20 protein-coding genes are annotated in these 24599 nt (G+C 32.9%); 12 read left to right on the forward strand and 8 right to left on the reverse strand.

Annotated elements, in window-relative coordinates; all coding sequences use genetic code 11:
• Positions 1–28: 28 nt before the first annotated feature.
• The 3 genes from ACKI42_RS12930 to ACKI42_RS12940 are packed head-to-tail and all read right to left on the reverse strand — an operon-like array spanning position 29 to position 2969.
• A complete protein-coding gene (locus ACKI42_RS12930; protein ID WP_407405997.1) occupies positions 29–1075 on the reverse strand; it encodes an anhydro-N-acetylmuramic acid kinase in 1047 nt (348 codons plus the stop codon).
• Positions 1076–1087: 12 nt separating this feature from the next.
• A complete protein-coding gene (gene lptC, locus ACKI42_RS12935; RefSeq protein WP_407405998.1) occupies positions 1088–1684 on the reverse strand; it encodes an LPS export ABC transporter periplasmic protein LptC in 597 nt (198 codons plus the stop codon).
• A 1-nt stretch (position 1685) separates the two neighbouring features.
• The gene (locus ACKI42_RS12940) at positions 1686–2969 is read right to left on the reverse strand and encodes a hypothetical protein (RefSeq protein WP_407405999.1); all 1284 of its coding nucleotides are present in this window, start codon (positions 2967–2969) and stop codon (positions 1686–1688) included.
• A 212-nt stretch (positions 2970–3181) separates the two neighbouring features.
• On the opposite strand from ACKI42_RS12940, the gene ACKI42_RS12945 reads away from it, so the two are divergent.
• Positions 3182–4297 carry an ATP-binding protein gene (locus tag ACKI42_RS12945; protein WP_407406000.1) on the forward strand — a complete coding sequence of 372 codons (1116 nt, stop codon included), beginning with the start codon at positions 3182–3184 and terminating at the stop codon, positions 4295–4297.
• Positions 4298–4923: 626 nt separating this feature from the next.
• Here ACKI42_RS12945 and ACKI42_RS12950 read toward each other — a convergent pair.
• Complete coding sequence (locus ACKI42_RS12950; protein ID WP_407406001.1) at positions 4924–5823, reverse strand: CorA family divalent cation transporter; 900 nt, start codon at positions 5821–5823, stop codon at positions 4924–4926.
• A 70-nt stretch (positions 5824–5893) separates the two neighbouring features.
• On the opposite strand from ACKI42_RS12950, the gene ACKI42_RS12955 reads away from it, so the two are divergent.
• Entirely contained in the window at positions 5894–6916 is a 1023-nt protein-coding gene (locus tag ACKI42_RS12955) for a 3-oxoacyl-ACP synthase III family protein (RefSeq protein ID WP_407406002.1), read from the forward strand.
• 67 nt (positions 6917–6983) lie between these two features.
• Here the strand turns inward: ACKI42_RS12955 and ACKI42_RS12960 are convergent, their stop codons facing one another.
• The 4 genes from ACKI42_RS12960 to ACKI42_RS12975 form a co-directional block, all read right to left on the reverse strand.
• Positions 6984–7247, reverse strand: a complete 264-nt coding sequence (locus ACKI42_RS12960; RefSeq protein WP_407406003.1) for a hypothetical protein — start codon at positions 7245–7247, stop codon at positions 6984–6986.
• Positions 7248–7272: 25 nt separating this feature from the next.
• Positions 7273–8433, reverse strand: coding sequence for a thioredoxin fold domain-containing protein (locus ACKI42_RS12965; RefSeq protein WP_407406004.1), 1161 nt, complete (start codon positions 8431–8433; stop codon positions 7273–7275).
• Between the two features lie 164 nt (positions 8434–8597).
• Entirely contained in the window at positions 8598–10223 is a 1626-nt protein-coding gene (gene pruA, locus ACKI42_RS12970; protein ID WP_407406005.1) for an L-glutamate gamma-semialdehyde dehydrogenase, read from the reverse strand.
• Positions 10224–10358: 135 nt separating this feature from the next.
• Positions 10359–10796: a DUF6526 family protein gene (locus ACKI42_RS12975; RefSeq protein WP_407406006.1), complete on the reverse strand. Its 438-nt coding sequence runs from the start codon at positions 10794–10796 to the stop codon at positions 10359–10361.
• A 148-nt stretch (positions 10797–10944) separates the two neighbouring features.
• Here ACKI42_RS12975 and ACKI42_RS12980 point away from each other — a divergent pair, with 148 nt between their 5' ends.
• The 10 genes from ACKI42_RS12980 to ACKI42_RS13025 all read left to right on the forward strand — a co-directional run bounded on the left by ACKI42_RS12980 (position 10945) and on the right by ACKI42_RS13025 (position 24598).
• A complete protein-coding gene (locus tag ACKI42_RS12980) occupies positions 10945–12714 on the forward strand; it encodes an aminopeptidase P family protein (protein WP_407406007.1) in 1770 nt (589 codons plus the stop codon).
• Between the two features lie 819 nt (positions 12715–13533).
• Positions 13534–14196, forward strand: a complete 663-nt coding sequence (locus tag ACKI42_RS12985) for an MgtC/SapB family protein (protein WP_407406008.1) — start codon at positions 13534–13536, stop codon at positions 14194–14196.
• Between the two features lie 156 nt (positions 14197–14352).
• A complete protein-coding gene (gene mnmE, locus ACKI42_RS12990; RefSeq protein ID WP_407406009.1) occupies positions 14353–15738 on the forward strand; it encodes a tRNA uridine-5-carboxymethylaminomethyl(34) synthesis GTPase MnmE in 1386 nt (461 codons plus the stop codon).
• A 236-nt stretch (positions 15739–15974) separates the two neighbouring features.
• Positions 15975–16331, forward strand: coding sequence for a helix-turn-helix domain-containing protein (locus tag ACKI42_RS12995; protein ID WP_407406010.1), 357 nt, complete (start codon positions 15975–15977; stop codon positions 16329–16331).
• 314 nt (positions 16332–16645) lie between these two features.
• Complete coding sequence (locus ACKI42_RS13000) at positions 16646–16960, forward strand: phage integrase SAM-like domain-containing protein (protein ID WP_407406029.1); 315 nt, start codon at positions 16646–16648, stop codon at positions 16958–16960.
• A gap of 335 nt (positions 16961–17295) precedes the next feature.
• On the forward strand, positions 17296–20136 hold the full coding sequence (locus ACKI42_RS13005) for an SNF2-related protein (RefSeq protein ID WP_407406011.1): 2841 nt from the start codon (positions 17296–17298) through the stop codon (positions 20134–20136).
• 5 nt (positions 20137–20141) lie between these two features.
• A complete protein-coding gene (locus tag ACKI42_RS13010) occupies positions 20142–23153 on the forward strand; it encodes a DNA methyltransferase (RefSeq protein WP_407406012.1) in 3012 nt (1003 codons plus the stop codon).
• Between the two features lie 36 nt (positions 23154–23189).
• A complete protein-coding gene (locus tag ACKI42_RS13015) occupies positions 23190–23717 on the forward strand; it encodes a hypothetical protein (protein WP_407406013.1) in 528 nt (175 codons plus the stop codon).
• 1 nt (position 23718) lies between these two features.
• The gene (locus ACKI42_RS13020) at positions 23719–24159 is read left to right on the forward strand and encodes a helix-turn-helix transcriptional regulator (protein ID WP_407406014.1); all 441 of its coding nucleotides are present in this window, start codon (positions 23719–23721) and stop codon (positions 24157–24159) included.
• 4 nt (positions 24160–24163) lie between these two features.
• A complete protein-coding gene (locus ACKI42_RS13025; RefSeq protein ID WP_407406015.1) occupies positions 24164–24598 on the forward strand; it encodes a hypothetical protein in 435 nt (144 codons plus the stop codon).
• The last annotated feature ends 1 nt before the right edge of the window (position 24599 follow it).

The raw sequence follows: 24599 nt of genomic DNA on the forward strand, positions 1-24599 counted from the left end.
ATGCAAACCTTCAGCAATGGAGGTTTTTTTATGCAATTACACCAGTGCAATGGTCATATTTCGAGCCTGTAGTGGAGGATAAAACGTTATTGATGTTGTTCTGTCTTAATACACCCATGAATGCAAATATAAGGGCTTCTTTGAAGTCGATGGTTAGAGAATCGGGAATAATGATTTCACTAGTAGTTTTAGCTGTAATTTTTTCTATTAAAAAGTTATTATAGGAACCTCCACCTGTGAAAAGGACTTTTTTTACCTGAAATTGATTGAAAATATTAGAAATCTGAAGCGCTGCATGTTCTGTGATAGTTGCTAAGGCATCTTCAGAAGAAAGTTTATTTAATAATGGAAATATTTCTGCGTTACACCATTCAATTCCTAAGGATTTAGGATGTAGTTTTTGATAAAAGGGTAACTGATTTAATTTTTCTAAAACAATATTGTTAATGGTTCCTTGTTGGGCAATATTTCCTTTTTCGTCATATTTTTTGCCCAATTGTAAAGCAAAATGATTCAGTACAATATTAACGGGACAAATATCAAAAGCGATTCTTTCACCATTTTTTAATAATGAAATATTAGAAAAACCACCTAAGTTGATGCAAGCGTCATATGCTGAAAATAAATGATGATCTCCTATCGGTACCAAAGGAGCTCCATTACCTCCCAATAAAACATCTTGAGATCTAAAATCGTAGATGACAGGAATTTGATTGACAATTTTTATCGCTCTGCCATCACCAATTTGCAGGGTGAATTTTTTTGAAGGTCGGTGAAAAACGGTATGTCCATGAGATGCGATTAGATCAATTTTTTGGAGAGATTTTTTAGTGATAAAATTTTTTATGGTCTCTCCTAAAAAAAAGCCATAGTCAGAATGGAGTTCTAATAACTCTTCAGCAGAAAGATGGATTGCATTTCTAAGTTTGTTTTCCCAAGCATTAGAATAGGGAATTGTATCTGCTTTAATTATTTTAAATTTCCACTTTGAATCTTTTTCTTCAAATTGGGCATAGCAAATATCTAGACCATCCAAACTTGTACCGGACATTACTCCGATTGCTGTAGAAACCATGAGATCAAAATTTTATTTTTTAGACTCTGCGATTTTTGCTTTGCTAATATCCACATCGCCAGAATTTTTGTAGAAAGTATATTCAGAAAAATCGTCCTTTGCCGTCATTCCTTTTGCGTGAACTAGAGTAGAGCCATCTTCCATAGTAGCATACACAGTATCTTGTGTATAAATACGTTTTTTGTTTTTATCCCAATAAACACTTTGTGTGGCAAATCTTTTCCCATCACTCGTAAGAATCTTCACATTGCCTTTTGCTTCAAAAAAATCTTTATACTCATAGTTTTTTGCATACTTGGCGCTTATTTTACCTGGATTTTTAGGGTATTTTTTATCGTAAAATTCAATTTCAATGCCTTTTCTAGCAACTACATAAGGACTATCAATTAGTTCATATTTCTCTATAATCGGCGCAAAAGCCTTGAGTGTTATCCTACCAGAATCTCTTTGTACAATATGAGCATTATTGATGATTTGTGAGGGGAAGTTTTTGTTTTCATGACCAGAACGTTTTGTAAGATCTTCTTCGCATGATGTAAATATAAAAAATATAGCACAACTAAAAAGGTATGCTATATTTTTATTTAATAATTTTGAAAACAATTTCATCCTAGTTATAAAGAGATTTTCTAAACCATTTGTCAGCAAAATTGAAACCAACTCTTAAGTTTACAAAATTCTGATTGATTAGGTTATTTTTAGTAGTTCCTCTTTTCCCAACTTCAAGACCCAATTCTAGCCCGCTCATTCTTGTAATATTACTACTCTTGAATGGTAACATTACTCCAACAGAAACTCCCATTTTGTTGATATTTGTTCCCGCAATTTGTAAATTTCCTTTTTCATAAAAAGCACCATAACGGTAGACCACCCTCGAGAAATAACTTCTGAAATTATTATAATTGGGCAAATACCAACCCCCTGCAGAAATTCTGTAAGAATCTTGAAATTCAAATGGGTTTCCGAAATAGGTTACCGTTTCTCCTTTTTTATAGTCAACTTGCGCCGAAAGAAACCAATGGTTTTCGCTACCATATCCAGCTCCTACTGAAGCTTGTAGTGGCAATAAGTTTTTAGAATTTTTATTTTTTGTATCAATAATTGTTTGATTATTTTTTACATCACCAGTACCTGCTAATAGGTAGTAGGTACTATTAGTGTAGTTGGTTGTCATCTCACTAGTATTTCCGAAGGTAGCAGTTGCTCCTAAAGTAAACTTGCGATCTGTACTAGTATTCACATTTTGGTAACTTGTACCTAATGTAAAGTTTAAATTTTTAATTTTATTTTTCGTCTCGAATCCATTAATGAGCTCTGATGATGAAGTAGTAAATTCATTAATATCATACAAATTTCCGAAATATAAATTGGCACGTACACCCACTGCAAATTCATTGCTTACTTTATAAGATAGAGCAACTTGTGCCGTGTTCAATGTGCCATCTCCCTTGAAACGATTAAAATAAGTGTCTCCATTTTTTTGTAACTCTCTGTGCACAATATCATAGCTTTTAGAACTATAAGGTTGGTACAAAAGTCCCATCTTTATTTTGGAAGAAATAGGAAATGCCAATGTGATATTAGACAAATAGGTAGAATGCTTGGTAGACTTACTGTTGTTATAATCTGTCTTGAAATAATTGTTTTCATTAGTGGCTTCTAGCTTTATACTCGTCAATTCGAAATTACTGTTATTAGCAGGGTTTGCGAAATTAAAGTTGCTACTAAAATCACTAATATATGCGGTAGAAATCCCTCCCATAGAGGTGGTTTCAATCGTATTATCATATTTTACATCTCCGATTCCGTAAGTTGCATAAGGTGAATTACTCAAACTCTGCGCATTAAGGAAATATCCTACAGAAATGAATGATAGTACTAATATTTTTTTCATTCTAGATTTTTAAAATAATGCGCAAATATCTTAAATATTAATGAATTGTAAAAATTTACCGAGGTTAAAGTTTGTTAAGTATGATTTTCATTGAAGATTTGGTCTGCTTTTAACAGGAATTTCGTTTTTTTTTCCAATCTATTCTTCGATATTAATCTATAATTTAATGAATCTGTAATTTCAACTTTATCAAAATTCTTTATCTTTGAAACATGAATTGGGAAAATATCGCGGGACAAGACAATCTCAAAAAATTATTAATAGACAGCATTACTCATAATAGGGTGAGCCACGCTCAGCTTTTCGTAGGGAAAGAAGGGTACGGTACTATGCCATTAGTATTGGCATATGCTCAAGAAATATTGAAACGCGAAAATGAACAAGCCGCTTCCAAAGTGGAACATCTCAATCATCTCGATCTTCATTTTAGTTTTCCAGTTTTCAAAGAAGGAAACTACTCTTTAAGCAAAATAAAATTCGACGAATTCCGAGAGATGATTCTAGCGTCACCTTATGCAAGCTTTGAGGATTGGGCTACCTACTTACATTCGGAAAACAAACAATTATTTATCTCTGCGGATGAAGTAGATGATCAAAACCAAAAGTTTTCATTGAAAAGTTTTGAAGGAGGCACCAAAATAATAGTCATTTGGCGTGCTGATAAGATGAACACAGCAGCTGCTAATAAGTTTTTGAAATTTTTGGAAGAACCTCCACAGAAAACTATAATCCTACTTACCGCTGATACACTAGATGATATATTGCCTACAATATTATCCAGGACACAAATTATAGAAGTCCCAAGAATTGATGACGAAAGTTTGGTAAAGCATCTTACCGAAAAATATGAAGCGTCTGAAGCCAAAGCACAATCAGTTTGTAAAGAAGCACAGGGGAACCTAAATGATGCATTAAAATTATTAAATGCAGAGATTAAGAATCCCGAATTCGAGAAGCTTTTTGTTCAATGGGTTCGGGATGCATTTCAAGTGAAAAAAAAACCCGAATTTCTAAAAAATATAGTTCTTTGGGCAAGAGAAATAGCCAGTTGGAATCGCGAAAAACAGAAAAATTTCCTGAACTATTGTGTTGAAATATTTAGACTTGCACTGATGCAAAATTATCAATCTGAAAATTTGGTCTATAAAAAGATTGATGCTAGTAATTTCAATTGGGAAAGCTTTTCTAGATTCATAAGTGGTGCTAATATAGTCTCTATATTGGAAGAAATTACTGAGGCAGATCTTCACCTTACCAGAAATGGAAATGCAAAGATAATTTGGACTGACTTAGGCATTAAACTTTCGCGATATATCCATAAAAAATAACAATTAATTACATATACAAGTAGCAAAAATTTTAAAAAAGAATTGTTCTAAGTCATGGGAGTGAACTCTGTTGCAAAAAATGTGGTTTCTAGGGTAAATAGTCCAAATAATTTTCAAATTTTGCCTATTAAGTGTAATGATATTCTTATACTTTGAATGATATAAAAACTATTAATAAGTTCGTATATAGAATTGGATGATTTTTTTTATAATACTGTTTATTACAATTTTTGGACTAGAAATATGATAAAAAAATAACTATGCAGCAAATTGCAAAAAAATTAATAAAAATATTTTATCTAAAATGAAGGATAGGCAAATAGCTATAAAACTGTATTTATTATGCTTCGGCTATTAAATTCGTATTGCATAGTTAAATAATTTAGGTAAAAATTTAATCACATCTTGTCTAGTTACAAAAATTATTTATATATTAGTGACGGTTAAGATTATATTTCGAGTCCCGATTTGTATTTTTTGGTATATTTCTACTCATCTTAACTAAAATGTTAGTTTCTATTATACAAGGCTTATAATAGAAAGAATTTTTCTTTATTTGTGTTTTTAGTTATGGCCCCTAAATTATTTTTAGGGGCTGTTTTTATTAAGTTTAAATTAAAAAATATCTACCACTGTTTCCTTCTCGCATAGATAAAAGTGCAAATTACTATCACCGCCATTACTCCAACTGTGATGTAATATCCATATTTATGCCTAAGCTCTGGCATATTATCGAAATTCATCCCGTACAAACCTGCGATAAAAGTGATGGGTAAAAAGTAAACTGAATAGATTGCCAAAACCTTCATTACTTGATTTGCCTTTTGGTCGGATAGTGCTAAAAACATAGAGATAAGGTTGGTAATCTGAGTGTTTAGATGATCGAAATCGGCTACTACATCTTTTTGTTTATCCTTAAGATCTATCACCTCAGAATCCTCCAAACCCAACAATTTGAATTTATCAATAGCGTCCGAAGAGATGGTAAGAACTCTAGAATTAAGACCAGATTTTCTTTTGAGTTTGTACAACCTCCTGATTTGGTTGGTGTGATTAGTGTTTTTCAGAAAAATTTCGTTTTCAATATTATCCATTGTTTCGAATAAGCTAATAGCTTCATCATCAAAACTCTTCATTATTAAAAGCGTAATCATCAAAGCTATTTTTTCTGCAGTAACGTCGTTTTTGAGTTCAGAGAGTTGCTTTTTGGTATCTATTACACTTTTGGCTTTCATCCTATGAACGGTAATAATAGTTTTGTCTAAAAGGAAAATGCCAATTTTTGTGCTGATATCACTGATAGAATTTAGGTTTTTTCTTTCCAACTCGGTACTTTCTCGAAGTAAAAAAAACTTTACATTACCTTCTTCCTCAAATTTGGGTAGATGATTTGGGTCTAGCGTATCTTCCAAAAGCAAGTTGTTGATCTCATACCGATCATGCAAAAATGTCATGTCTTCAGGCGTTGGTGCTTCAAGATCAATCCATTCGCATTTGCTGTCTTTATATATTGTATTAATTGGCATGAGTAAAAATAGTAATTTTTGAAAAACTTTGTCTTAAATAAGTTTTATCTTTGCCCAAATTTTAAACTTTATGATTAAAAGTACGATAAAAGGTATTGGTTTTCATGTTCCCGATCATGTGGTAAGTAATGATGATCTGGCAAAACTAATGACAACCAATGATGAGTGGATCACGGAGAGAACAGGTATAAAGGAAAGAAGACACAGAATAAATAGGAACGATGCTCAGGAAACTACAGCATTTCTAGGTTATAAAGCATCAGAAAAAGCATTACAACATGCAGGTCTAGAAGCAAAAGATATTGATTATATTATTTTTGCTACTTTATCCCCAGATTATTACTTCCCAGGTTGTGGTGTAATATTACAAGATATGTTAGGTTGCGATACTATTGGGGCGCTAGATATCAGAAACCAATGTTCTGGTTTTGTCTATGCGATGAGTGTTGCCAATGCCTTCATCAAATCGCGCATTTATAAAAATATTTTGGTTGTAGGATCTGAAGTTCATTCTTTCGGATTGGATTTTTCAGACAAAGGAAGAGGTGTTTCTGTAATTTTCGGAGATGGAGCAGGAGCGGTAATTCTGTCTGCCACTGAAGACGAAAATGCAGGAGATATTTTGGCTGTAAATATGCACTCTGAGGGTAAATATGCAGACGAGTTATGTACCAAATTCCCTGGATCTAAATATGGATGGAGCGATAGAATGAGAACGGAACCAGACCAAGTTACAGATGAAGAAGTTTACCCAAAAATGAATGGCAACTTCGTGTTCAAGAATGCGGTTACAAGATTCCCTGAGACTATGCAAGAAGCGTTAGATAAAGCGGGAAAAACTATAGAAGATCTAGATATGTTTATTCCTCATCAAGCTAACCTTAGAATTGCACAATTTGTACAACAAAAATTTGGTTTACCCGATGAAAAAGTATTCAATAATATCCAAAGATATGGGAATACTACTGCTGCATCTATTCCTATTGCATTGAGTGAAGCGATAGAAGGTGGTAAAATAAAAAGAGGAGATTTGGTTCTTCTTTCAGCTTTCGGAAGTGGTTTCACTTGGGGAAGTGTATTATTCCAATACTAAAAAAAAAATTCATTTTAATAATAAAAAACCCGCTAGAAATATAAAATTCTAGCGGGTTTTTATACTTTTATCTATGGCCACCAACCTCTGTATTAGGCTTGGTGCTCTCATAGTTGGTTGGCGTCTGCGTGGTATCAATAGTTGAGGCATTGATTGTAGGATTTTGAGTAGTAGAGGAATTCTCCGAGTTGGCAACCGCAGAATCTCCCATACTATTCACCATATAGTCTTTATTATGTTCTTCCTTAAATTCATCTCTCTTTTCTTTATTTTGTGCACAGCTTGCAAGAAATAATGTACCGATAACAGTAATGACAATTGCTTTTTTCATAATAATATTTTGATGTTTGAATTAATTATAAACTATTTAATAATTTTTCGGTTTCAGAATAGTCTTCACCTGTTTTTTTTGCCAATTCTATAGCCTTCTCAGCCCATATTTTTGCATTTTTCTTGTCGCCTGTTTTGTTATAGAGATTAGCTAATGTATCGGTATTGGCAGAATTTTCATTTTTCTTTACCGAATCCTGTGCCCATAGAAGTGCTTTTTCTAATGAAGATTTAGTTTTTATATTCTCGTAAAAATTCCAAGCGATAGAATTCAATTCTTGGTAATTTGCCTGTGAAAAATCTTTATAATTTTCTAAGGTAAGTTTTTCATAATTCGAATAGTCTTTCATCTTCAAAGCTCTGTTCGCTTTAGATTGATTGAGTACTTTTGTAGCGTCGTCTTTAGTAAGGAGGTCTTTGGTAGCCTCAAAATAGTATGCATCATTCCAAGTTTTTGTATCTGCATTATACGACTTTATCAGTGCGGAAGACAATTGCAGATTTTTGTTGATGATATCATATTTTTCTTCGGGTAAATATTTAATAATATCCGTCTTTTTATCTAAGAAAATTTTGTATAAGGGGCTATCAGAATTTTGAAGCCCATCGATTAACAATTTTACATCGTCTACGTTATTGATAGTATTGGTGGCAAAATAACGATCTAAAACTAAAGATGTATAATTAGCATCCGTGTATCTCGTAAGATCAGCTAGGTTCTTTAGAAACTCTGGATCTTTTTCTCCTTCATCAAATTTAGATTTCAGACTTGCCAATCTCTTATTAGGATCTTCCGCATCCTTTGCAAATTGTACAAATTCTTTTTCTTCTACATAGCCAATAGTTCTATGTACTTCCTCACCATCACCATTGATAAATAAGTAGGTAGGGAACACTTTTACATTGTATTTTTTTGCCAAATCTATCCCTTCCCCTTTTTCCATGTCTATTTTGGTATTAATAAAATGGGCATTGTAATACTCACCAACTTCTTGTTTGGGGAAAATATTTTTCACCATCAGTTTACAAGGGCCGCACCAGACGGCATAGGCATCTATAAAGATTAGTTTATTTTCTTTTTTAGCCTTTGCTAATAAAGAAGCAAATTTTGCCTCTTCAAACTTGATGCCTTGTCCAAAAGTTACTATCGCAAGGAATAAGAATGATAATATTGCTGTTTTTTTCATAATTAGTAATGGAAATAATAGAGTAACCCTTTTTGTTACAAGAAATAAAGTTACAACATATTCTTTAATTCTAGTTGAAAATTCTAGTAGATCTACATTCATTAATATAAAAACCTCGAAAGCAGATTCCGAGGTTTAAAATTGTATTATTTTAAAATAAAAAATTATCCTAAAAATGGGTATTTATAATCTTTTGGAGAAACAAATGTTTCTTTGATACTTCTTACAGAAGTCCATCTCATCAAGTTCATTTTTGAACCTGCTTTATCATTAGTTCCTGATGCTCTACCACCACCGAAAGGCTGTTGTCCCACTACGGCACCTGTAGGTTTATCATTGATGTAAAAGTTACCAGAAGCATTTTCTAATGCTTTGAAAGCTTCATTGATGGCATAACGATCTTGTGCGAATACAGATCCTGTAAGAGAATAAGGAGATGAAGAATCTACCAATGCCAATGTTTCTTTCCAATCTTTGTCTTCATATACGAAAACAGATAAGATTGGTCCGAAAATTTCTTCTACCATACTTTCGTACTGCGAATTTGTAGTTTCGATCACGGTAGGGTAAACGAACCAACCTTTAGAGTCGTCACATTTGCCACCAAATAATACTTTTGCTTCGCTAGATGCCTTTGCTCTATCAATATATCCTTTACACTTTTCGAAAGAATTTTTGTCAATTACAGCATTTACATAGTTTGCAGGATCTTCTGGAGAACCTACTTTTATAGAATTGATCTGCGTTTCCATTACTTTTTTCACTCCTTCCCAAAGAGATTGAGGAATGTAAGCTCTAGAAGCTGCAGAACATTTTTGCCCTTGATATTCGAAAGAACCTCTTACCAAAGCAGTTGCTACAGCTTCTACATTAGCAGAAGGGTGAGCAATTACAAAGTCTTTACCACCAGTTTCCCCAACAATTCTTGGGTACGTTCTGTAGTTGTGGATGTTTTCTCCGATCATTTTCCACATTCCTTGGAAAACTTTTGTTGAACCTGTGAAGTGAAGACCTGCAAAATCTTTGTGAGCCATTACTTTTTCAGCAGTTTCTTTACCATCTGTAAAGATCATGTTGATTACTCCTGCAGGCAATCCAGCTTCTGTAAGTACATCCATGATTACTTTTGCAGAATAAATTTGCTTATCCGATGGTTTCCAAACAACTACGTTCCCCATCAAAGCCATACAAGCAGGAAGGTTTCCAGAGATTGCCGTAAAGTTGAAAGGTGTTACTGCAAAACAGAATCCTTCTAAAGGTCTGTATTCTACACGGTTCCATATGCCAGCATCCGATACAGGTTGCTCAGCATACATTTCCGTCATGAACTCAACATTGAAACGTAAGAAATCAATAAATTCGCAAGCTGCATCTATTTCGGCCTGGTGTACGTTTTTAGACTGACCAATCATTGTTGCTGCATTGATGACATCTCTGTAAGGACCAGCTAATAAATCTGCTGCCTTTAAGAAAATTGCCGCACGGTGTTCCCAACCAAGCTCGTTCCATTGTTTTTTAGCAGCCAAAGCTGTATTTATCGCATCATCTACATGTTGCATCGTACCTCTGTGGTAGAAACCAAAATCGTGTGCATGATCTTGAGGAGATTGAAGTTGTACTGTGTCACCAGTTTTTACTTCTTTTCCATTGATAATCATGGGTATTTCTATCTTTTGCGCCCACATTCTTTTGTAAGTCGCTATAAGGGAATTCACTTCAGGAGATCCTGGTTCGTAAGAATTTACAGGCTCATTTACTGCAAATGGTACTTGCGAAATTGCTTTTGACATATTAATTATATTTTTTATGTATGAGACAAATTTACAATAAATAAAGAAATTAAAAAATCATACATTTCTTATCACTCATCTAATTTGTCCGCTTGTAATTCATTTAAATATTCAACCTTAGGCGTGTTCCTATGATTATACTCTAGCGTGATCAGATTTCCAATTTTTTATCTGTTTCTTCAAAGCATCTCCAGAAATATTTTCGTGCAGAGCCTTCTCTAGCAAAACTTTAAATTCATCATCATAGGCAAAACGCAATGCAGATATTTGCCCAAAATTGAGCTTATTGACAACTTCATCAGATCTCTTCTGAAATAGCTCGAAATAGCGTTGTCTAAATTCTAGCATCACCATTCTGTCCTGAAGTCCCAATGCGTAATGCTGTCTTACCATTATGGCTAAGAAAAATAGTAGAAATATTACAAGGGAAAAAAGCGCCCAAAAGAGTTGATGTTTTTCATCTGAAAAATAGTTATAAATTCCAAATATTCCTAACAAAATAAGAAGTGGGAGATAGACAAAATGATGAGGTGCGTAAAACTTACGGTGGTTTTTGTAATTCTGTGTTTGCATAATTTTGTAGAAGCAATTTTGTGTCCAAAGTAAACCTTAGGTTTTATATAGAGCATTACATATATTCTACTTTCATCCATTTTTAAATTTAAAAGCTACCTATTCGAGTAGGTATTTTTTGTAACTTTCGGTTTTAAAATTTGAAATAATGACTTCAAAAGAAAAAGTTGCTGCACTTCGCATAGAGATGCAGAAAAATAAGGTTGATGCATTTATAATATATTCTGCAGACCCACATATGAGTGAGTATCTTACAGAACAATGGCAAGAAAGAGCTTGGTTATCTGGTTTTTTAGGGTCGGCTGGTTTTGTGGTAATTACTCAAGATAAAGCGGGACTTTGGACCGATGGTAGATATTTTACACAAGCTCCCGTAGAATTAGCAGGCTCTGGGATTGATCTCTATAAAGAGGGTGTAGAAGGAACTCCTAATTATATAGATTGGATTATCTCTGAAATTCAGGAAAATGGTACAGTAGCTGTAAATGCCCTGGCTACTTCTCATGCCAATTGGGAACAGCTTTCCGAAAAATTAAATAGTAAAAAAATTCATCTTATCGATGCTCCACTTTTAGACCAAGTGTGGACAGATAGAGGAACGCCATCCAAAAACCCCATCTTTGTACATCCTATAGAAAGGGCTGGACAATCTGTAAATGATAAAATAGCGGCAATTCGTGATAAAATGGAGGTCATGGAAGCTACTTTTCACATTATTTCTAGTTTGGATGATGTGGCCTGGACATTGAATCTTAGAGGTAGTGACGTCCAAAGTAATCCTGTATTTTTGGGTTATATTATAATTACTAAAAATGAAGTGCTACTTTTCACCAATTTGGAAAAATTGGACGCTGATGCAAGAAAACAGTTGGACGAGTCTTTTGTGAAGATGATGCCTTACGAGGAATTTTTTAATCATTTGAGAACGATAAAGAACCAAAAAATATTGGTTTCTCCGAATAGCAACCAATCTATATTCGAATCCTTAAAAGAAAACAATGAGTTTTTGAAAGCCGCTGTACCAGGAAACTTAATGAAAGCTCAGAAAAATGATACCGAGCTAGAAGGATTCAGAAAGGTGATGGTGAGAGATGGCGTGGCAATGGTAAAATTTCTGTATTGGCTAACACAAAATGCAGGTAAAGAACCGATGAACGAATATTCTATTGGTGTAAAATTAAAAGAGTTTCGTGCAGCCGGAGAAAACTTTGTGGGAGAAAGTTTTGGAAGTATTATTGGGTACAAAGATAACGGCGCAGTGATACACTATTCTGCAAAACCAGCAGGAAGCAATGAGGTGACTAATGATGCAAGCATCTTAGTAGATTCTGGCGGACAATACCTTGAAGGAACTACAGATATCACAAGAACATTACCTTTAGGAGCTGTTACAGAGGAGTTTAAGCTTAATTCTACTTTGGTTTTACAAGGGATGATAAGATTATCCATGGTGAAATTTCCTAAGGGTACAAAAGGAGTACAGCTAGATGCCATTGCTAGATTGCCACTTTGGAGCCACGGAAAGGATTATAACCACGGAACTGGGCACGGTGTAGGAAGCTTTATGAATGTACATGAAGGGCCACAAAATATTAGAAAAGATATGAATCCTCAAGATCTATTAGTAGGGATGGTTTGCTCTAATGAGCCGGGTTATTATGTAGAAGGAGAATACGGAATTCGTCATGAGAATCTTATCGCGGTAAAAGAGGCTGTAACTACGAGTAATGGTACATTCTACGAGTTTGAAACTTTAACGATTTGTCCGTTCTTTAAAGAAACTATTGTGAAAGAAATTCTTTCTCCAGAAGAAATCAATTGGTTGAATGACTATCATGCAATTTGTAAAGAAAAAATTTCACCCTATTTGGAAGGTGAAATCAAAGATTGGTTCTTAAACTTGGTTTCCCCTTTATAATATTTAGTAGAATAGAGTATGGTACAGATATTAACGAAATTGTAATTAGCAATATTTTTTTTTCTTTAGACACCGTACTTTAACGGAATTTATATTCGTGTAAATACGCTATTGATTTTAATGAATATGATGTTATATTTGTCCTACCAAAAAGCAACAACATATATTTGTTCCACAACAATTCATTATTTTGTTAAAAAATCACCTCGATAATGAGGTGATTTTTTTGTTATCAAATGAATCCAATGCATTATCTAAATAAAATGGTTGTGAGATCTAAAACATTATTTTTACCATCTCCGTAGGTACTATTGATGCTGGTGGCACTGGCGAAAGTGATGCTTTTGTTAGAAAAAATTGAGCAACTATCTATATTTTCCCTTTTGGCATTAAGAGTTTCGATTGTTGCCTATTTTTTCTAACAAGAAAAGAGAAAGAGTGTTATCAAGAGGATCGCGAGTTTAGTTTTCATATTGTGGCTTTATTTTTTTTTTTTCAAAGAATGTTTGGTTTATAAAAAAATAATTAACTCCTGTTTTTAACCATGAAAGAGGCTAAGGAATTCAATGAAGATAAGAATTTCAAAAGCGCTTATAATTTGATGCAAATTTTACGTTTACTTTGAGTCACATATATTTTAAGCTAAATCTTTTAGATATTTTCGCGGGCAAAAATAGCATATGTACCAAAAAATAGCATGTATAATTTATTTCTTTCTTTTATCCATGATTAAGCAGCCCTTTTTTAATGATTTACTAAGGATTGTATTTTCTTAGCTTTTTTTTAATTCTTACATTAGCCAAACGATTAAACATTATTATGAATTTTGACAATATTAATATCGCTTGGGAGTGGGAAGATCTCATTAAAATTGTTTTTTCTCTAATTGCTGGTTTTGTTCTTGGGATGGAGAGAGAATGGAAGGATAAATCTGCTGGTTTCAAGACCATTGCCATTATCTGTTTGGGAAGTACTTTATTTACCATACTTTCTTATAAATTGGGCGCTGGTAATTCTGAAGATGCCACTAGAATTGCATCTTATGTAGTCTCGGGTATCGGATTTTTGGGCGCTGGCGTTATTTTTAAAGAAGGCGCGAACGTCAACGGACTCACTACAGCAAGTATAATTTGGATTTCGGCTGCTATTGGCATGTCTATAGGTTTCGGGCAATATATAATGGCTGCAGTGGTACTTTTAGCTTGTTTGGCGATTATCGCTATCGGTCCTATATTTAGTAGATACGTAGCGACTAATGTAGCAAAAGTGTTAGAAATCCATATGGATTCTAAGGATTTATTGATCAGAAAAGAGATTATTATGGATATTAAAAAATATTGTAGAAATGTGAAAATAAAGCAAGTTAAATATTCCAATCATCAATTGATTGTAACATTAGATATTGTAATAGATAAAAGTTCATTGAATGCTGTAGACCAATATCTTATTGAGCGTAAGGAAGTCACAAATTTTGAATATTAATTTACCATAGTCATAAAGTGGTTCATACCTAGCCCTGATTGCCACGGAAATCCCACAGGGAGGGCGCGGAACGAAGTGGAGCGCCTGAACGAGGAATTGGAGAAAAAGCAGGTTCCAGGCTTCAAGAAAAATAGATTAAAATCTTACCTTTGCAAAATGAATCAGGACACTATTTGCGCACTTGCAACCGCCAACGGAATTGGAGCCATCGGGATTATAAGAATTTCGGGAGACCAAGCATTTTCTATTTCTTCTAAAGTTTTTTCGGGAAAAAATTTGGAAAAGGTAGATTCTCACACGGTGCATTATGGCTTTATAAAGGATGAAGGAGAAATGATAGATGAGGTAATGGTAACGGTTTTCCGAGCGCCAAAGACCTTTACGGCAGAAAATTCTGTTGAGATTTCTTTTCATGGTTCGCCTTATATCGCCAAAAAAATCTTGGAAGTTTTGATAAAAAACGGCTGTAGAATGGCTAAAGCAGGAGAGTTTACTATGCTTGCTTTCATGAATGGTAGAATAGATCTTTCGCAAGCAGAATCTATTGCAGACCTAATTGCTTCTGAAAATGAAGCTTCTAGAAAAGTAGCGCTGAGCCAACTAAAAGGAGGGATTACCAATGAAATCTCTTTCTTGAGAACCGACTTGCTTAATTTTGTTTCGTTGATAGAATTGGAACTAGATTTTGCGGAGGAAGATGTAGAATTTGCAGATAGAAGCGCCCTAAATGCTTTATTGAATAAAATAGAGTCTAAACTAAGCTCTCTGATTGAAAGTTTCCAATACGGAAATGCCATAAAAAACGGAACTGCAGTAGCCATTATTGGAAGACCGAACGCCGGAAAATCTACGCTTCTCAATGCTTTGCTAAAAGAAGAACGCGCTATTGTAAGTAATATAGCAGGTACAACAAGAGATACTATAGAGGAAATATTACATATAAAAGGACATGCCTTCAGGCTAATAGACACCGCTGGTTTGCGCGAAACTGCTGACGAAATAGAAGCTATAGGAGTAAAGAAAGCGAAAGAAAAGGTAGAAAATGCCAATGTATTGGTTTACCTAGCAGACGCTTCTACAAAGGATTTTTCTGAAGATTTGGATATCCTAAAACCTTTACTTCGTGAGGATCTTAAATTGATTATTTGTGCTACCAAAATTGATGAAGTTTCGTCTGCTCAGTACGAATTGGTAGAAGATGTTTTTAGAAAAGAAATTAGTCATGAGTTCGATTTTATAAAAATTTCGGCAGTGGAAAATCAGAATATCCACGAGCTTACCAACGAGCTTTCTTCTTATGTAGAGCAATTGCAGTCTCAAGAAAATAATGTGGTAATTACCAACCAAAGGCATTTTGAAGCATTAAGAAAATCGCTAGAAGCGGTAGATAAAGTGAAAGAAGCCATCACGCACCAAATATCCACAGAATTGCTAGCTTACGAACTAAGAAATGCCCTAGAACATCTGGGCGAGATATCAGGTGAAGTAACCAACGACGAAGTGTTAGGAAATATTTTTTCTAAGTTTTGTATCGGGAAGTAACAGATACGTCAAAACTCTAAAAAGCTCTAGTTTCTAGGGCTTTTTATGTGTTTAGTAATTTATTGTTGTTTTGTGATTTTTTGTTATATCTATAATCTATTTGTACCTTTGTTGTACCTCGATATAAAAAGTGTAAAAACTGATTTGTAATTTCGCTAAATATTGGCAACTAATTACACTTAATTACATTTGTTTTCTCTTAATGTATCGTAATAGCATTTAAAATCCATTTGTAAATGAATACAAATATTAGAATAGAGAAGCAATGCGAGTATTGTAAATCTAATTTTATAGCTAAAACTTTAGTTACTCGCTATTGTAGTCATAAATGTAACCAAAGGTATTATAAGATTCTAAAGCGCGAAGAGAAAATAAATAAAGCTTTAAATAAAATTGCGGATAAGAAAATACAACTTATACAGGAATTAGAATCTAAATCTTTCTTGACTGTAAAAGAAGTTGCTCAACTTTTAAATTGTTCAAATCGTTCAGTTTATAGATATATTGATGAAGGACTAATTAAAGCAACTAATCTAGGGCAACGATTGATAAGAATTAAAAGAACAGAGTTAGATAATATATTTGAATCTTAAAATTAACACCAAAAAAATCACAAATGACAGTTAAAATTACAATAAGAAGCAAACCAATTTCTAATGGTAGGGAAAGTCTTTATTTAGATTAAAAGGATATTAGAAATAGAATAGAAGAACTTACAAAAAAAATTAAATATAAGGGTGAGCTTAATAATTCTTTTACCGCACAATATAAAAAGCTTACTGAACTTAAAAATTATTATAAGGATTTTAAAGGTTTATCAGAAACTCAAAAAAGGCACAATAAAGATATTTTAAAGGTAGCTGAAAGTATAAAACTTAAATTTCAAAATGAAGTAAGTAAACCTGAAATCTATACTGAATTTGAAAAAGAAAAACTTAGACTCAGAGAGCTAGGGAATCAAAATTTTGTAGATTATTTTAAAAAGTTAGCAGATAAGCGTAAAGCATCAAATTATGATAATTGGATTTCAGCGTTACATTATTTAGAAGCTTTTACAAAAGGTACTTTAAAGTTTGTAGACCTCAATGAATCCATTTTTGAAGATTTTAAAGATTATCTTTTAACTACTAAAAGTAAAAGAAGTAATAAAGAAACACTTTCTGTCAATTCAGCAGTTTCTTATTTCAACAAAATCAAAGCAACTTGCTTTTCTTTTAATTAATGTCCCAAATTCCACATAGAAGCGATTGAAAGTTAAATTATTATGACTTCAATTAATAATATGATAATAATTAATGAAGTGTTTTCCGAGCTTACTTAACTTTACATCAATCCCTTTAAAAACAAAGGTTATGAGAGTGTTATATTGGTGAATAGCATAAAAAGTGTATAATATAGATACTTAGCCTAAAAACATACATGATATATTATGGTATTATCCAACAACGGGAAATCCAATAACTGGAAATCTTAATTGACAGTATTATAATTTATGTGAATATGAATAGGTTTTTTATCTATATTTATTGATTAAAAAAACTACGATCACAAAATTCAATGAATATAAATAAATACCAAGCAAAGTATTACGCATACGAATTATCTAAAAAAGCATCAGCAGAAAGCCCTGAGAAATTTGGTGCTACACTAATGGATGCAAAAGTAGAATTGAATCCTCACCAAGTTGAAGCTGCTTTATTTGCTTTTAAATCACCATATTCTAAAGGTGCTATTCTTGCAGACGAGGTTGGTTTAGGTAAAACGATTGAAGCAGGAATTTTATTAAGCCAAAAGTGGGCTGAAGGAAAAAAGAAAATATTAATTATTTGTCCATCTTCGCTACGTAAACAATGGGTTAATGAATTAGAAGATAAATTTTATCTTAAATCTGAAGTATTAGATAATATTTCTTACAACAAGAAAGCTAAAACTGGTATTAGGAATCCATTTGATGACGGTTTTACCATAAAAATTTGTAGTTATCAATTTGCTCGTAAACGTGCGGAAGAAATACAACTGACTTCTTGGGATTTAGTTGTGTTAGATGAAGCACATTATTTAAGAAATGCTTATAAATACGGAAACGTAACAGCTCAAACCATTCAAAACGCAATTCGGGATTATAAAAAAGTTTTATTAACAGCTACACCGCTTCAGAATAAATTAGACGAATTGTATGGTTTGGTTTCTTTTATTGATCCAGAAATTTTTGGAGATATAAAAAGTTTTAGAAGGAATTATATATTAGAGTCGGGGAATAGAGATATTGAAGGTCTAAAGGAAAGATTAAATACCATCGTTCACCGTACATTAAGGAAAGAAGTAAAGGAATTTATTAATTATCGAGAGCGTATCCCAATTACTCAACAATTTACTCCTACAAAAGAAGAACAGGAGCTATATGAAAAGGTTTTAGATTATCTAAGACAAGAACAAACGTATGCCTTTCCGCCAGCTCAAAAACATTTAATGCAATCTGTAATTTTCAAATTATTAGGTTCTTCTTCATTTGCTATTAGTAGAACATTAGAATCTTTAATAAAAAGATTAAAAATGCTCTTAGAGTCTTCTAAAGTGGTAGAAGATGATTTGTATGAAATGTTTTTAGAAGAATACGAAAATTTAGATGATGAATTTGATGAAGGAGAAGTTATTGATGAAGATGATTTTAATGAAATTACACTAGATGATAAAATTGCAATTGAAGAAGAAATAAAACAATTAGAGGAGTTTTTGATTCTTGCCAATAGTATTCAACATAATGAAAAGGGGGAGAAATTATTAATTGCATTAGATCAAGGTTTTGCGAAATTAAAAGAGTTAGGCGCAAAGCAAAAGGCGTTAATATTTACTGAATCTACTAGAACACAACAATACCTATTAGAACGTCTATCGAAAGAAAGATATGCAGGTAGAATTTTAATTTTTAACGGGAATAATTCTGATCCTATATCCAATCAAATTTATCGTGATTGGATTGCAGACGATAAAAATGCTGGAAAAGTAACGGGTTCTAAAGCTGTTGATATCAGACAAGCCTTAGTAGATGCTTTTAGAAGTGATCAATACGATATTATGATTGCTACAGAAGCAGCAGCAGAAGGAATCAATTTACAGTTCTGTAGTATGATTGTTAATTACGATTTACCTTGGAATCCACAACGTGTAGAACAACGCATTGGTCGTTGCCATAGATATGGTCAGGAATATGACGTAGTGGTTGTCAATTTCCTAAACGGAGCTAATGCAGTAGAGGCTAGAGTTTACGAATTACTAGAAAACAAATTTCGTCTATTCGACGGTGTATTTGGTTCTTCTGATGAGGTTCTTGGTAGTATTGAAAATGGAGTGGATTTTGAAAAGCGAATTATTGAAATCTACAAAAAATGCCGTTCCAAAGAGGAAATAGAAAGATATTTTAATGAACTCCAAAAGGAGTTTGAAGATGTTATAGATCAAAAAGTTAAGGATGTTCAGAAAAAATTATTTAACAATTTCGAAGCAAGCGTAATTGATAAACTACGTACTACGTATTCTGACACCAAGGTATTTATTGAAAAATTCGAAAAATGGTTGTGGGAATTAACGCAATTTTATCTTAAAAGTAAAGCGCAATTTATTTTTGATGATTATACCTTCATTTTAAATAATGGTGAGAAGTATACATTAAATAAGAAGCGAGAAGATGCTAAACGATTTTTGATTAATGGTTCTATAGCACAAAAAATAATTAGTCAGGGTAAAAAGGAAAAAACACCTGAAGCTCATCTTTTATTTACATGGAATGAAGTTAAAGTGAAGCATTCAGAAATTAACAATCTAAAATCGAAGTCAGGCATCCTGAGAGTGAGTAATTTAGAAGTTTCCTCTGAGATAGAATCGCATTCTGTGTTACTTTTTTCTGGAATAACGGATGAAAACGAAGCCTTAAATGACGATATTTGCCGATTTATTTTAGGGCTTAATTCTACTATTAAAGATTCATTTAAAGGTGATTTAGATACAATTGATAATCACCATTCTATAATTAAACAAGAAAGGTTAAAATATTTAGAAGACACCGATGCAGCTTTAATGCAACGTGAATTCAAAAAATTCCACAATTGGGCTGATGATAAGATTTTTGAATTAGAATCCGAATTAAAAGAGGCTAAGAAAGAAGAAAAAGAAATTGATAAAGCGGCTATGCAAGAAGGATTATCTGGTACAGAAGCTTTAGCCATGCAAGAACAATTAGCAAAGGCTAAGAAAAAGGTTTCACGCCTGAAAAGAGAAATGTTTGATCGTGAGGATGAAATCAACGAAGAACGAGATCAAATGATTGCTGAAGCGAAGAGTAAATTAAACAGAACAATAACAGAAGAAGAAGTGTTCACCATTTCTTTTGAATTGATATAATAAACATGAGTAACTATAATAAGCTGCAAGACGTTTTAAAAGAAATATTTGAGATGGATAAAGCGGATTTAGATTTTGGAATCTACCGCATTATGAATCAAAAACGCGATCAGGTAATGGATTTTATCGATCGTAAATTACCGAAAGATATTAAAGATATATTAGCGCAAACCCAATCGAAAGATTCGGCTGGTATCCAAGCAGAATTAGATCAAATGGGTAAATCTTTAGATGATGCAGGGGTAGCTCGTGAATCAGCACCTAAATATGTTGCACTAAAAGCACAGCTAGAAAATGCTGTTGATACAAACACTTTAGAACAAGAAGTATTTTCACACTTGGCGAATTTCTTTAAACGTTATTACAAAGACGGAGATTTTATTTCGTTACGTCGTTATAAAAAAGATGTGTATGCTATTCCTTACGAAGGTGAAGAAGTGAAATTGCATTGGGCAAACCACGACCAATATTATATCAAAACATCAGAATATTTAAAGAATTACAGTTTTAAATTAAAAGATGGTAAATCGGTTCATTTCCAATTAAAGGAAGCTTCTACCGAACAAAACAACAATAAATCCCAAGGCGATCAAGAACGTCGTTTTGCGATTTATGAAGAAGAACCTGTGGAAGTAATTGATGGACAATTATATATCAATTTTACTTACGAACTGCATAAGAAAACGGTAAAACAAGATGAGTTAACTAAACGAATTTTTAAATCATTACAAGATAACACTCCAAGCGAATTCCTTGATATTTTTGATCCTCATATAGATATCAATGGAAAAACAAAAACGCGAAAAGAAGATAAAAAGGATGTAGTTTGTGAAATTATCTTTCATCATTTAAAATCTTTCATTGATAGGAGTAAGTTCGATTATTTTATTCATAAAGATTTAGGGGGATTCTTGACTCGTGAATTAGACTTTTACATCAAAAACGAAGTCTTATACATCGACGATATCAATACAGAAAATCCAGCGTATTTTACAGCGCAGTTATCCAAGATAAAAGCGTTGAAAACCGTTGCGTCTAAGATTATTACCTTTTTAGCACAGATAGAGGATTTCCAAAAGAAATTATGGCTAAAGAAAAAGTTTGTGATCAGTACCAATTACTGCATTACCTTAGACCGTATTCCAGCAAAATACTATCCTGAAATTGTTGCCAACCAAGAACAATTAAACGAATGGAAAGAGCTATTTGACGTTGTAATTCCTTGTACGGAGGCTGAGGCACTCGAAGCCTTGCGCAACGAACCTTATTTGGTACTGGACACCAAACACTTCTCCGAAGAATTCAAAGACAAGTTATTAGCCGAATTCGACAATTTAGACGAAGAAATCAACGGACTATTAATCAATTCCGAGAATTTCCAAGCATTGAATGTGATGCAGGAGAAGTATAAATCTTCAATTGATCAAATTTATATTGATCCTCCATATAATACTGATTCTAATGAAATTATATATCAAAATGGTTTTAAGCACTCATCGTGGCTTACTTTGATGAATGACAGGTTAAATCAGTCTAATTTTTTAAAGTCTAATAATAGTGTCTTAAACGTTGCTATTGATAGTGCCGAACAAAAGGAATTGGGTGTATTACTGAAGCAGATTTATAATTCATTTGATTATGAGGTACATTGTGTTCCAGTAATTCATAATCCTAGAGGAATTCAAGGAAAAAATATTTCATATATGCATGAATATTTATATTATGTATATCAAGCTGATAAAAATATTCTTGATGAAATTCCTATTGATGAAAATGAATGGGAGTATAGTAATTTAAGAAATTGGGGTGGTGAGTCTGAGAGAATATACGGAAAAACACTATTTTATGGTATCAAGATAGACCTTCAAACGTTAAAAGTTGTCAGTGTAACTGATTCTTTAGAGGAACATATTCATCCGAGTGCAAATGAATTTCTTGATGATAATTCAGTAATGATATATCCAATTGATCCTTCAGGTATAGAAAGAAAGTGGCGATATTCTATTGCGAGATTAAATAGAGATAAAGAGTTGGTTAGAGTTACAGTAGATAAACAAGGTGTTTATAAACTTGAAATACCTAAAACAACATCAAGAGTGAAATCAATCTGGACTGATAAAATTTTTGATGCATCTGTTTATGGAAAACAAGTTCTTACTAATATTTTACCAAATTCTCCATTTACATTTCCAAAATCAATACACAATGTCGTAGAGGCATTAAAATCTTTTGTGGGTAGTAGAAATGATTCATATATACTTGACTATTTCGGAGGTTCAGGAACGACTGGTCACGCCACGATAAAATTAAATCGTGAAGATGGCGGAAATCGTAAATACATTTTGGTAGAAATGGGTACGTATTTTAATACCGTTACCAAACCACGTATTCAAAAAGTCATCTATACCGATAACTGGAAAAACGGAAAACCACAAGATAAAGCAGGTATTTCGCAGCTATTTAAATACCAAGTGTTAGAATCGTACGAAGATGCCTTAAACAATTTACAATTACCGAATAAAACCAATGAGGCTTTATTAAACTTTGAGGAGCAAGCGCAAGAAGAGTATATCCTAAACTATATGTTGGATGTAGAAACACAAGATCATTTGTTCAATGTGCAAATGTTCCACAATCCATTCAATTACCAATTAAAGGTAACAGAGAATAATGAGTTGGTACCTACAAAAGTAGATTTAGTAGAAACTTTCAATTATTTAATTGGTTTGTATGTAGAATGTGTACAACGTGTAGGCGATATCAAGTTTGTAGAAGGTAAAACCAGAGAGGGCATCAAAACCTTAGTCATTTGGCGCAATTTGGAAACTACAAGTAATGAAGAAACCGCTCAACGTTTCCGTAAAATCTACGATAGCATACGTTCTTCAGAGTTTGATCAAATCTACATCAACGGCGACCATCATTTCGATAATATGCGTACCGGTGAAGATAGCTTCAAAGTAAAATTGATAGAAGAAACCTTCTTTAAGCAAATGTTTAACATTTCGGAATTATAAAATACTTATAAAAAAATAAACTTATAAGTTGATTTTATGGAAATAGTTGATATATTTGCAAAACGGTTGTTTGCTTTTCGTTATGCTGGAGAAGCAGATAATGAATACGATAGGTTACTAGATCTATGGAACGATATGGAATATGTTTACGATTTTCTAAAAGAAAACAAACAAGACATACCACCGAATAAAACCATTCCTCAGATAGCGGAATATATTATGGAGGATGCCCAAGAAATAGATGAAAAATTAATTGAAATTACAGAAGCAGAAGATAAAACACTAAGCCATTTTTTTAAACCATTACATAATTTAGAATCGGGTGCCCGTATTTTATCTCTACAAAAAGGGAGACAATATTGTCTAAGAATGTATGCAATTAAAATAGACGAAGATACTTTTGTAATTACGGGCGGCGTCATTAAATTGCCTTTACAGTATTTAATGGAACATAGAGATCATACAAAAGTAGAGTTACAAAAATTAAATAATGCCCAAGCGTACTTAAGCGAAATGGGCATTCTAGACAGAGAATCATTATTTGAATTTCTAAACGAAAGTTAAAATGACGAACAAAGAAAAGTTTCTGAATTTAGTATCTAAAGAAGAAGCAAAAACAGTAGAAAGAGCTAAAGCAAGACTTGCTAAAAAAGCCTACACTAAATTTTCTAATAAAATAGCCATTGCTATCCTTACTCGATTACACGAGTTAAAATGGAAGCAGAAAGACTTAGCTGAAAAAATGGAGGTTTCTCCTCAGCAAGTAAACAAATGGGTAAAGGGGAATGAAAATTTTACCTTAGATACCCTAGCAAAATTAAGTCAAATATTAGGTGTTGAATTAATTAACGTGGTAGTGAAATCAACTACGTCAAAATCAGAAGAAGTAAAAGTTACGTCTTCTGACGATTATTCTTTTACAAATGTAAATAAGGTTGTAAAACCTACGATAACAATGAGTGAGGACAGTTTATATGAGAATAACTATAACACCTTAACGGCTTAATTTTATGACTAAAAAACAATTACCAATACCATTTAAAATTGTTAAGGTAGAAGAAAATCAATTTTCAGTTTTCGAAGATGCATTAGCCATTGAAGAACGTATCCAACAACAAATTGGATTTGGATTCGGTTGTGATGCAGAAAATAATATCATTGCAGTGGCAATGGAGTTTGTATTGCACAAACAAAACCAACCATTAACAAAATTAGAAATAACCTGTTATTTTGAAATAGAGCCAAACGCATTTAAAGAAAAATTAGTTCAAGCTGAGGCTATTATTTTACCTTGTGGTACAGCAAAACATTTAGCAATGATTACGACGGGAACAGCTCGTGGTGTTTTATTTTCGAATACAAAAAATACGCCTTTTAACCAATTCATAATTGGGTTAGTAAACGTGGATAAAATGTTTACAGAAGATATCCATATTAAACTATAAC

The sequence above is a fragment of the Chryseobacterium sp. genome, assembly GCF_045629545.1.
In the GTDB taxonomy this organism is placed as follows: Bacteria; Bacteroidota; Bacteroidia; order Flavobacteriales; family Weeksellaceae; genus Chryseobacterium.

Bases quoted from the DNA above. Each gene is read 5' to 3' on its own strand.
- ACKI42_RS13005 (WP_407406011.1), top strand. From the start codon at position 17,296: ATGAATATAAATAAATACCAAGCAAAGTATTACGCATACGAATTATCT.
- mnmE (WP_407406009.1), top strand. From the start codon at position 14,353: ATGAATCAGGACACTATTTGCGCACTTGCAACCGCCAACGGAATTGGA.
- ACKI42_RS13020 (WP_407406014.1), top strand. From the start codon at position 23,719: ATGACGAACAAAGAAAAGTTTCTGAATTTAGTATCTAAAGAAGAAGCA.
- ACKI42_RS12995 (WP_407406010.1), top strand. From the start codon at position 15,975: ATGAATACAAATATTAGAATAGAGAAGCAATGCGAGTATTGTAAATCT.
- pruA (WP_407406005.1), bottom strand. From the start codon at position 10,223: ATGTCAAAAGCAATTTCGCAAGTACCATTTGCAGTAAATGAGCCTGTA.
- ACKI42_RS12965 (WP_407406004.1), bottom strand. From the start codon at position 8,433: ATGAAAAAAACAGCAATATTATCATTCTTATTCCTTGCGATAGTAACT.
- ACKI42_RS13025 (WP_407406015.1), top strand. From the start codon at position 24,164: ATGACTAAAAAACAATTACCAATACCATTTAAAATTGTTAAGGTAGAA.
- ACKI42_RS12950 (WP_407406001.1), bottom strand. From the start codon at position 5,823: ATGCCAATTAATACAATATATAAAGACAGCAAATGCGAATGGATTGAT.
- ACKI42_RS12975 (WP_407406006.1), bottom strand. From the start codon at position 10,796: ATGCAAACACAGAATTACAAAAACCACCGTAAGTTTTACGCACCTCAT.
- ACKI42_RS12940 (WP_407405999.1), bottom strand. From the start codon at position 2,969: ATGAAAAAAATATTAGTACTATCATTCATTTCTGTAGGATATTTCCTT.
- ACKI42_RS13010 (WP_407406012.1), top strand. From the start codon at position 20,142: ATGAGTAACTATAATAAGCTGCAAGACGTTTTAAAAGAAATATTTGAG.
- ACKI42_RS12930 (WP_407405997.1), bottom strand. From the start codon at position 1,075: ATGGTTTCTACAGCAATCGGAGTAATGTCCGGTACAAGTTTGGATGGT.
- ACKI42_RS12960 (WP_407406003.1), bottom strand. From the start codon at position 7,247: ATGAAAAAAGCAATTGTCATTACTGTTATCGGTACATTATTTCTTGCA.
- ACKI42_RS12955 (WP_407406002.1), top strand. From the start codon at position 5,894: ATGATTAAAAGTACGATAAAAGGTATTGGTTTTCATGTTCCCGATCAT.
- lptC (WP_407405998.1), bottom strand. From the start codon at position 1,684: ATGAAATTGTTTTCAAAATTATTAAATAAAAATATAGCATACCTTTTT.
- ACKI42_RS13015 (WP_407406013.1), top strand. From the start codon at position 23,190: ATGGAAATAGTTGATATATTTGCAAAACGGTTGTTTGCTTTTCGTTAT.
- ACKI42_RS12980 (WP_407406007.1), top strand. From the start codon at position 10,945: ATGACTTCAAAAGAAAAAGTTGCTGCACTTCGCATAGAGATGCAGAAA.
- ACKI42_RS12985 (WP_407406008.1), top strand. From the start codon at position 13,534: ATGAATTTTGACAATATTAATATCGCTTGGGAGTGGGAAGATCTCATT.
- ACKI42_RS12945 (WP_407406000.1), top strand. From the start codon at position 3,182: ATGAATTGGGAAAATATCGCGGGACAAGACAATCTCAAAAAATTATTA.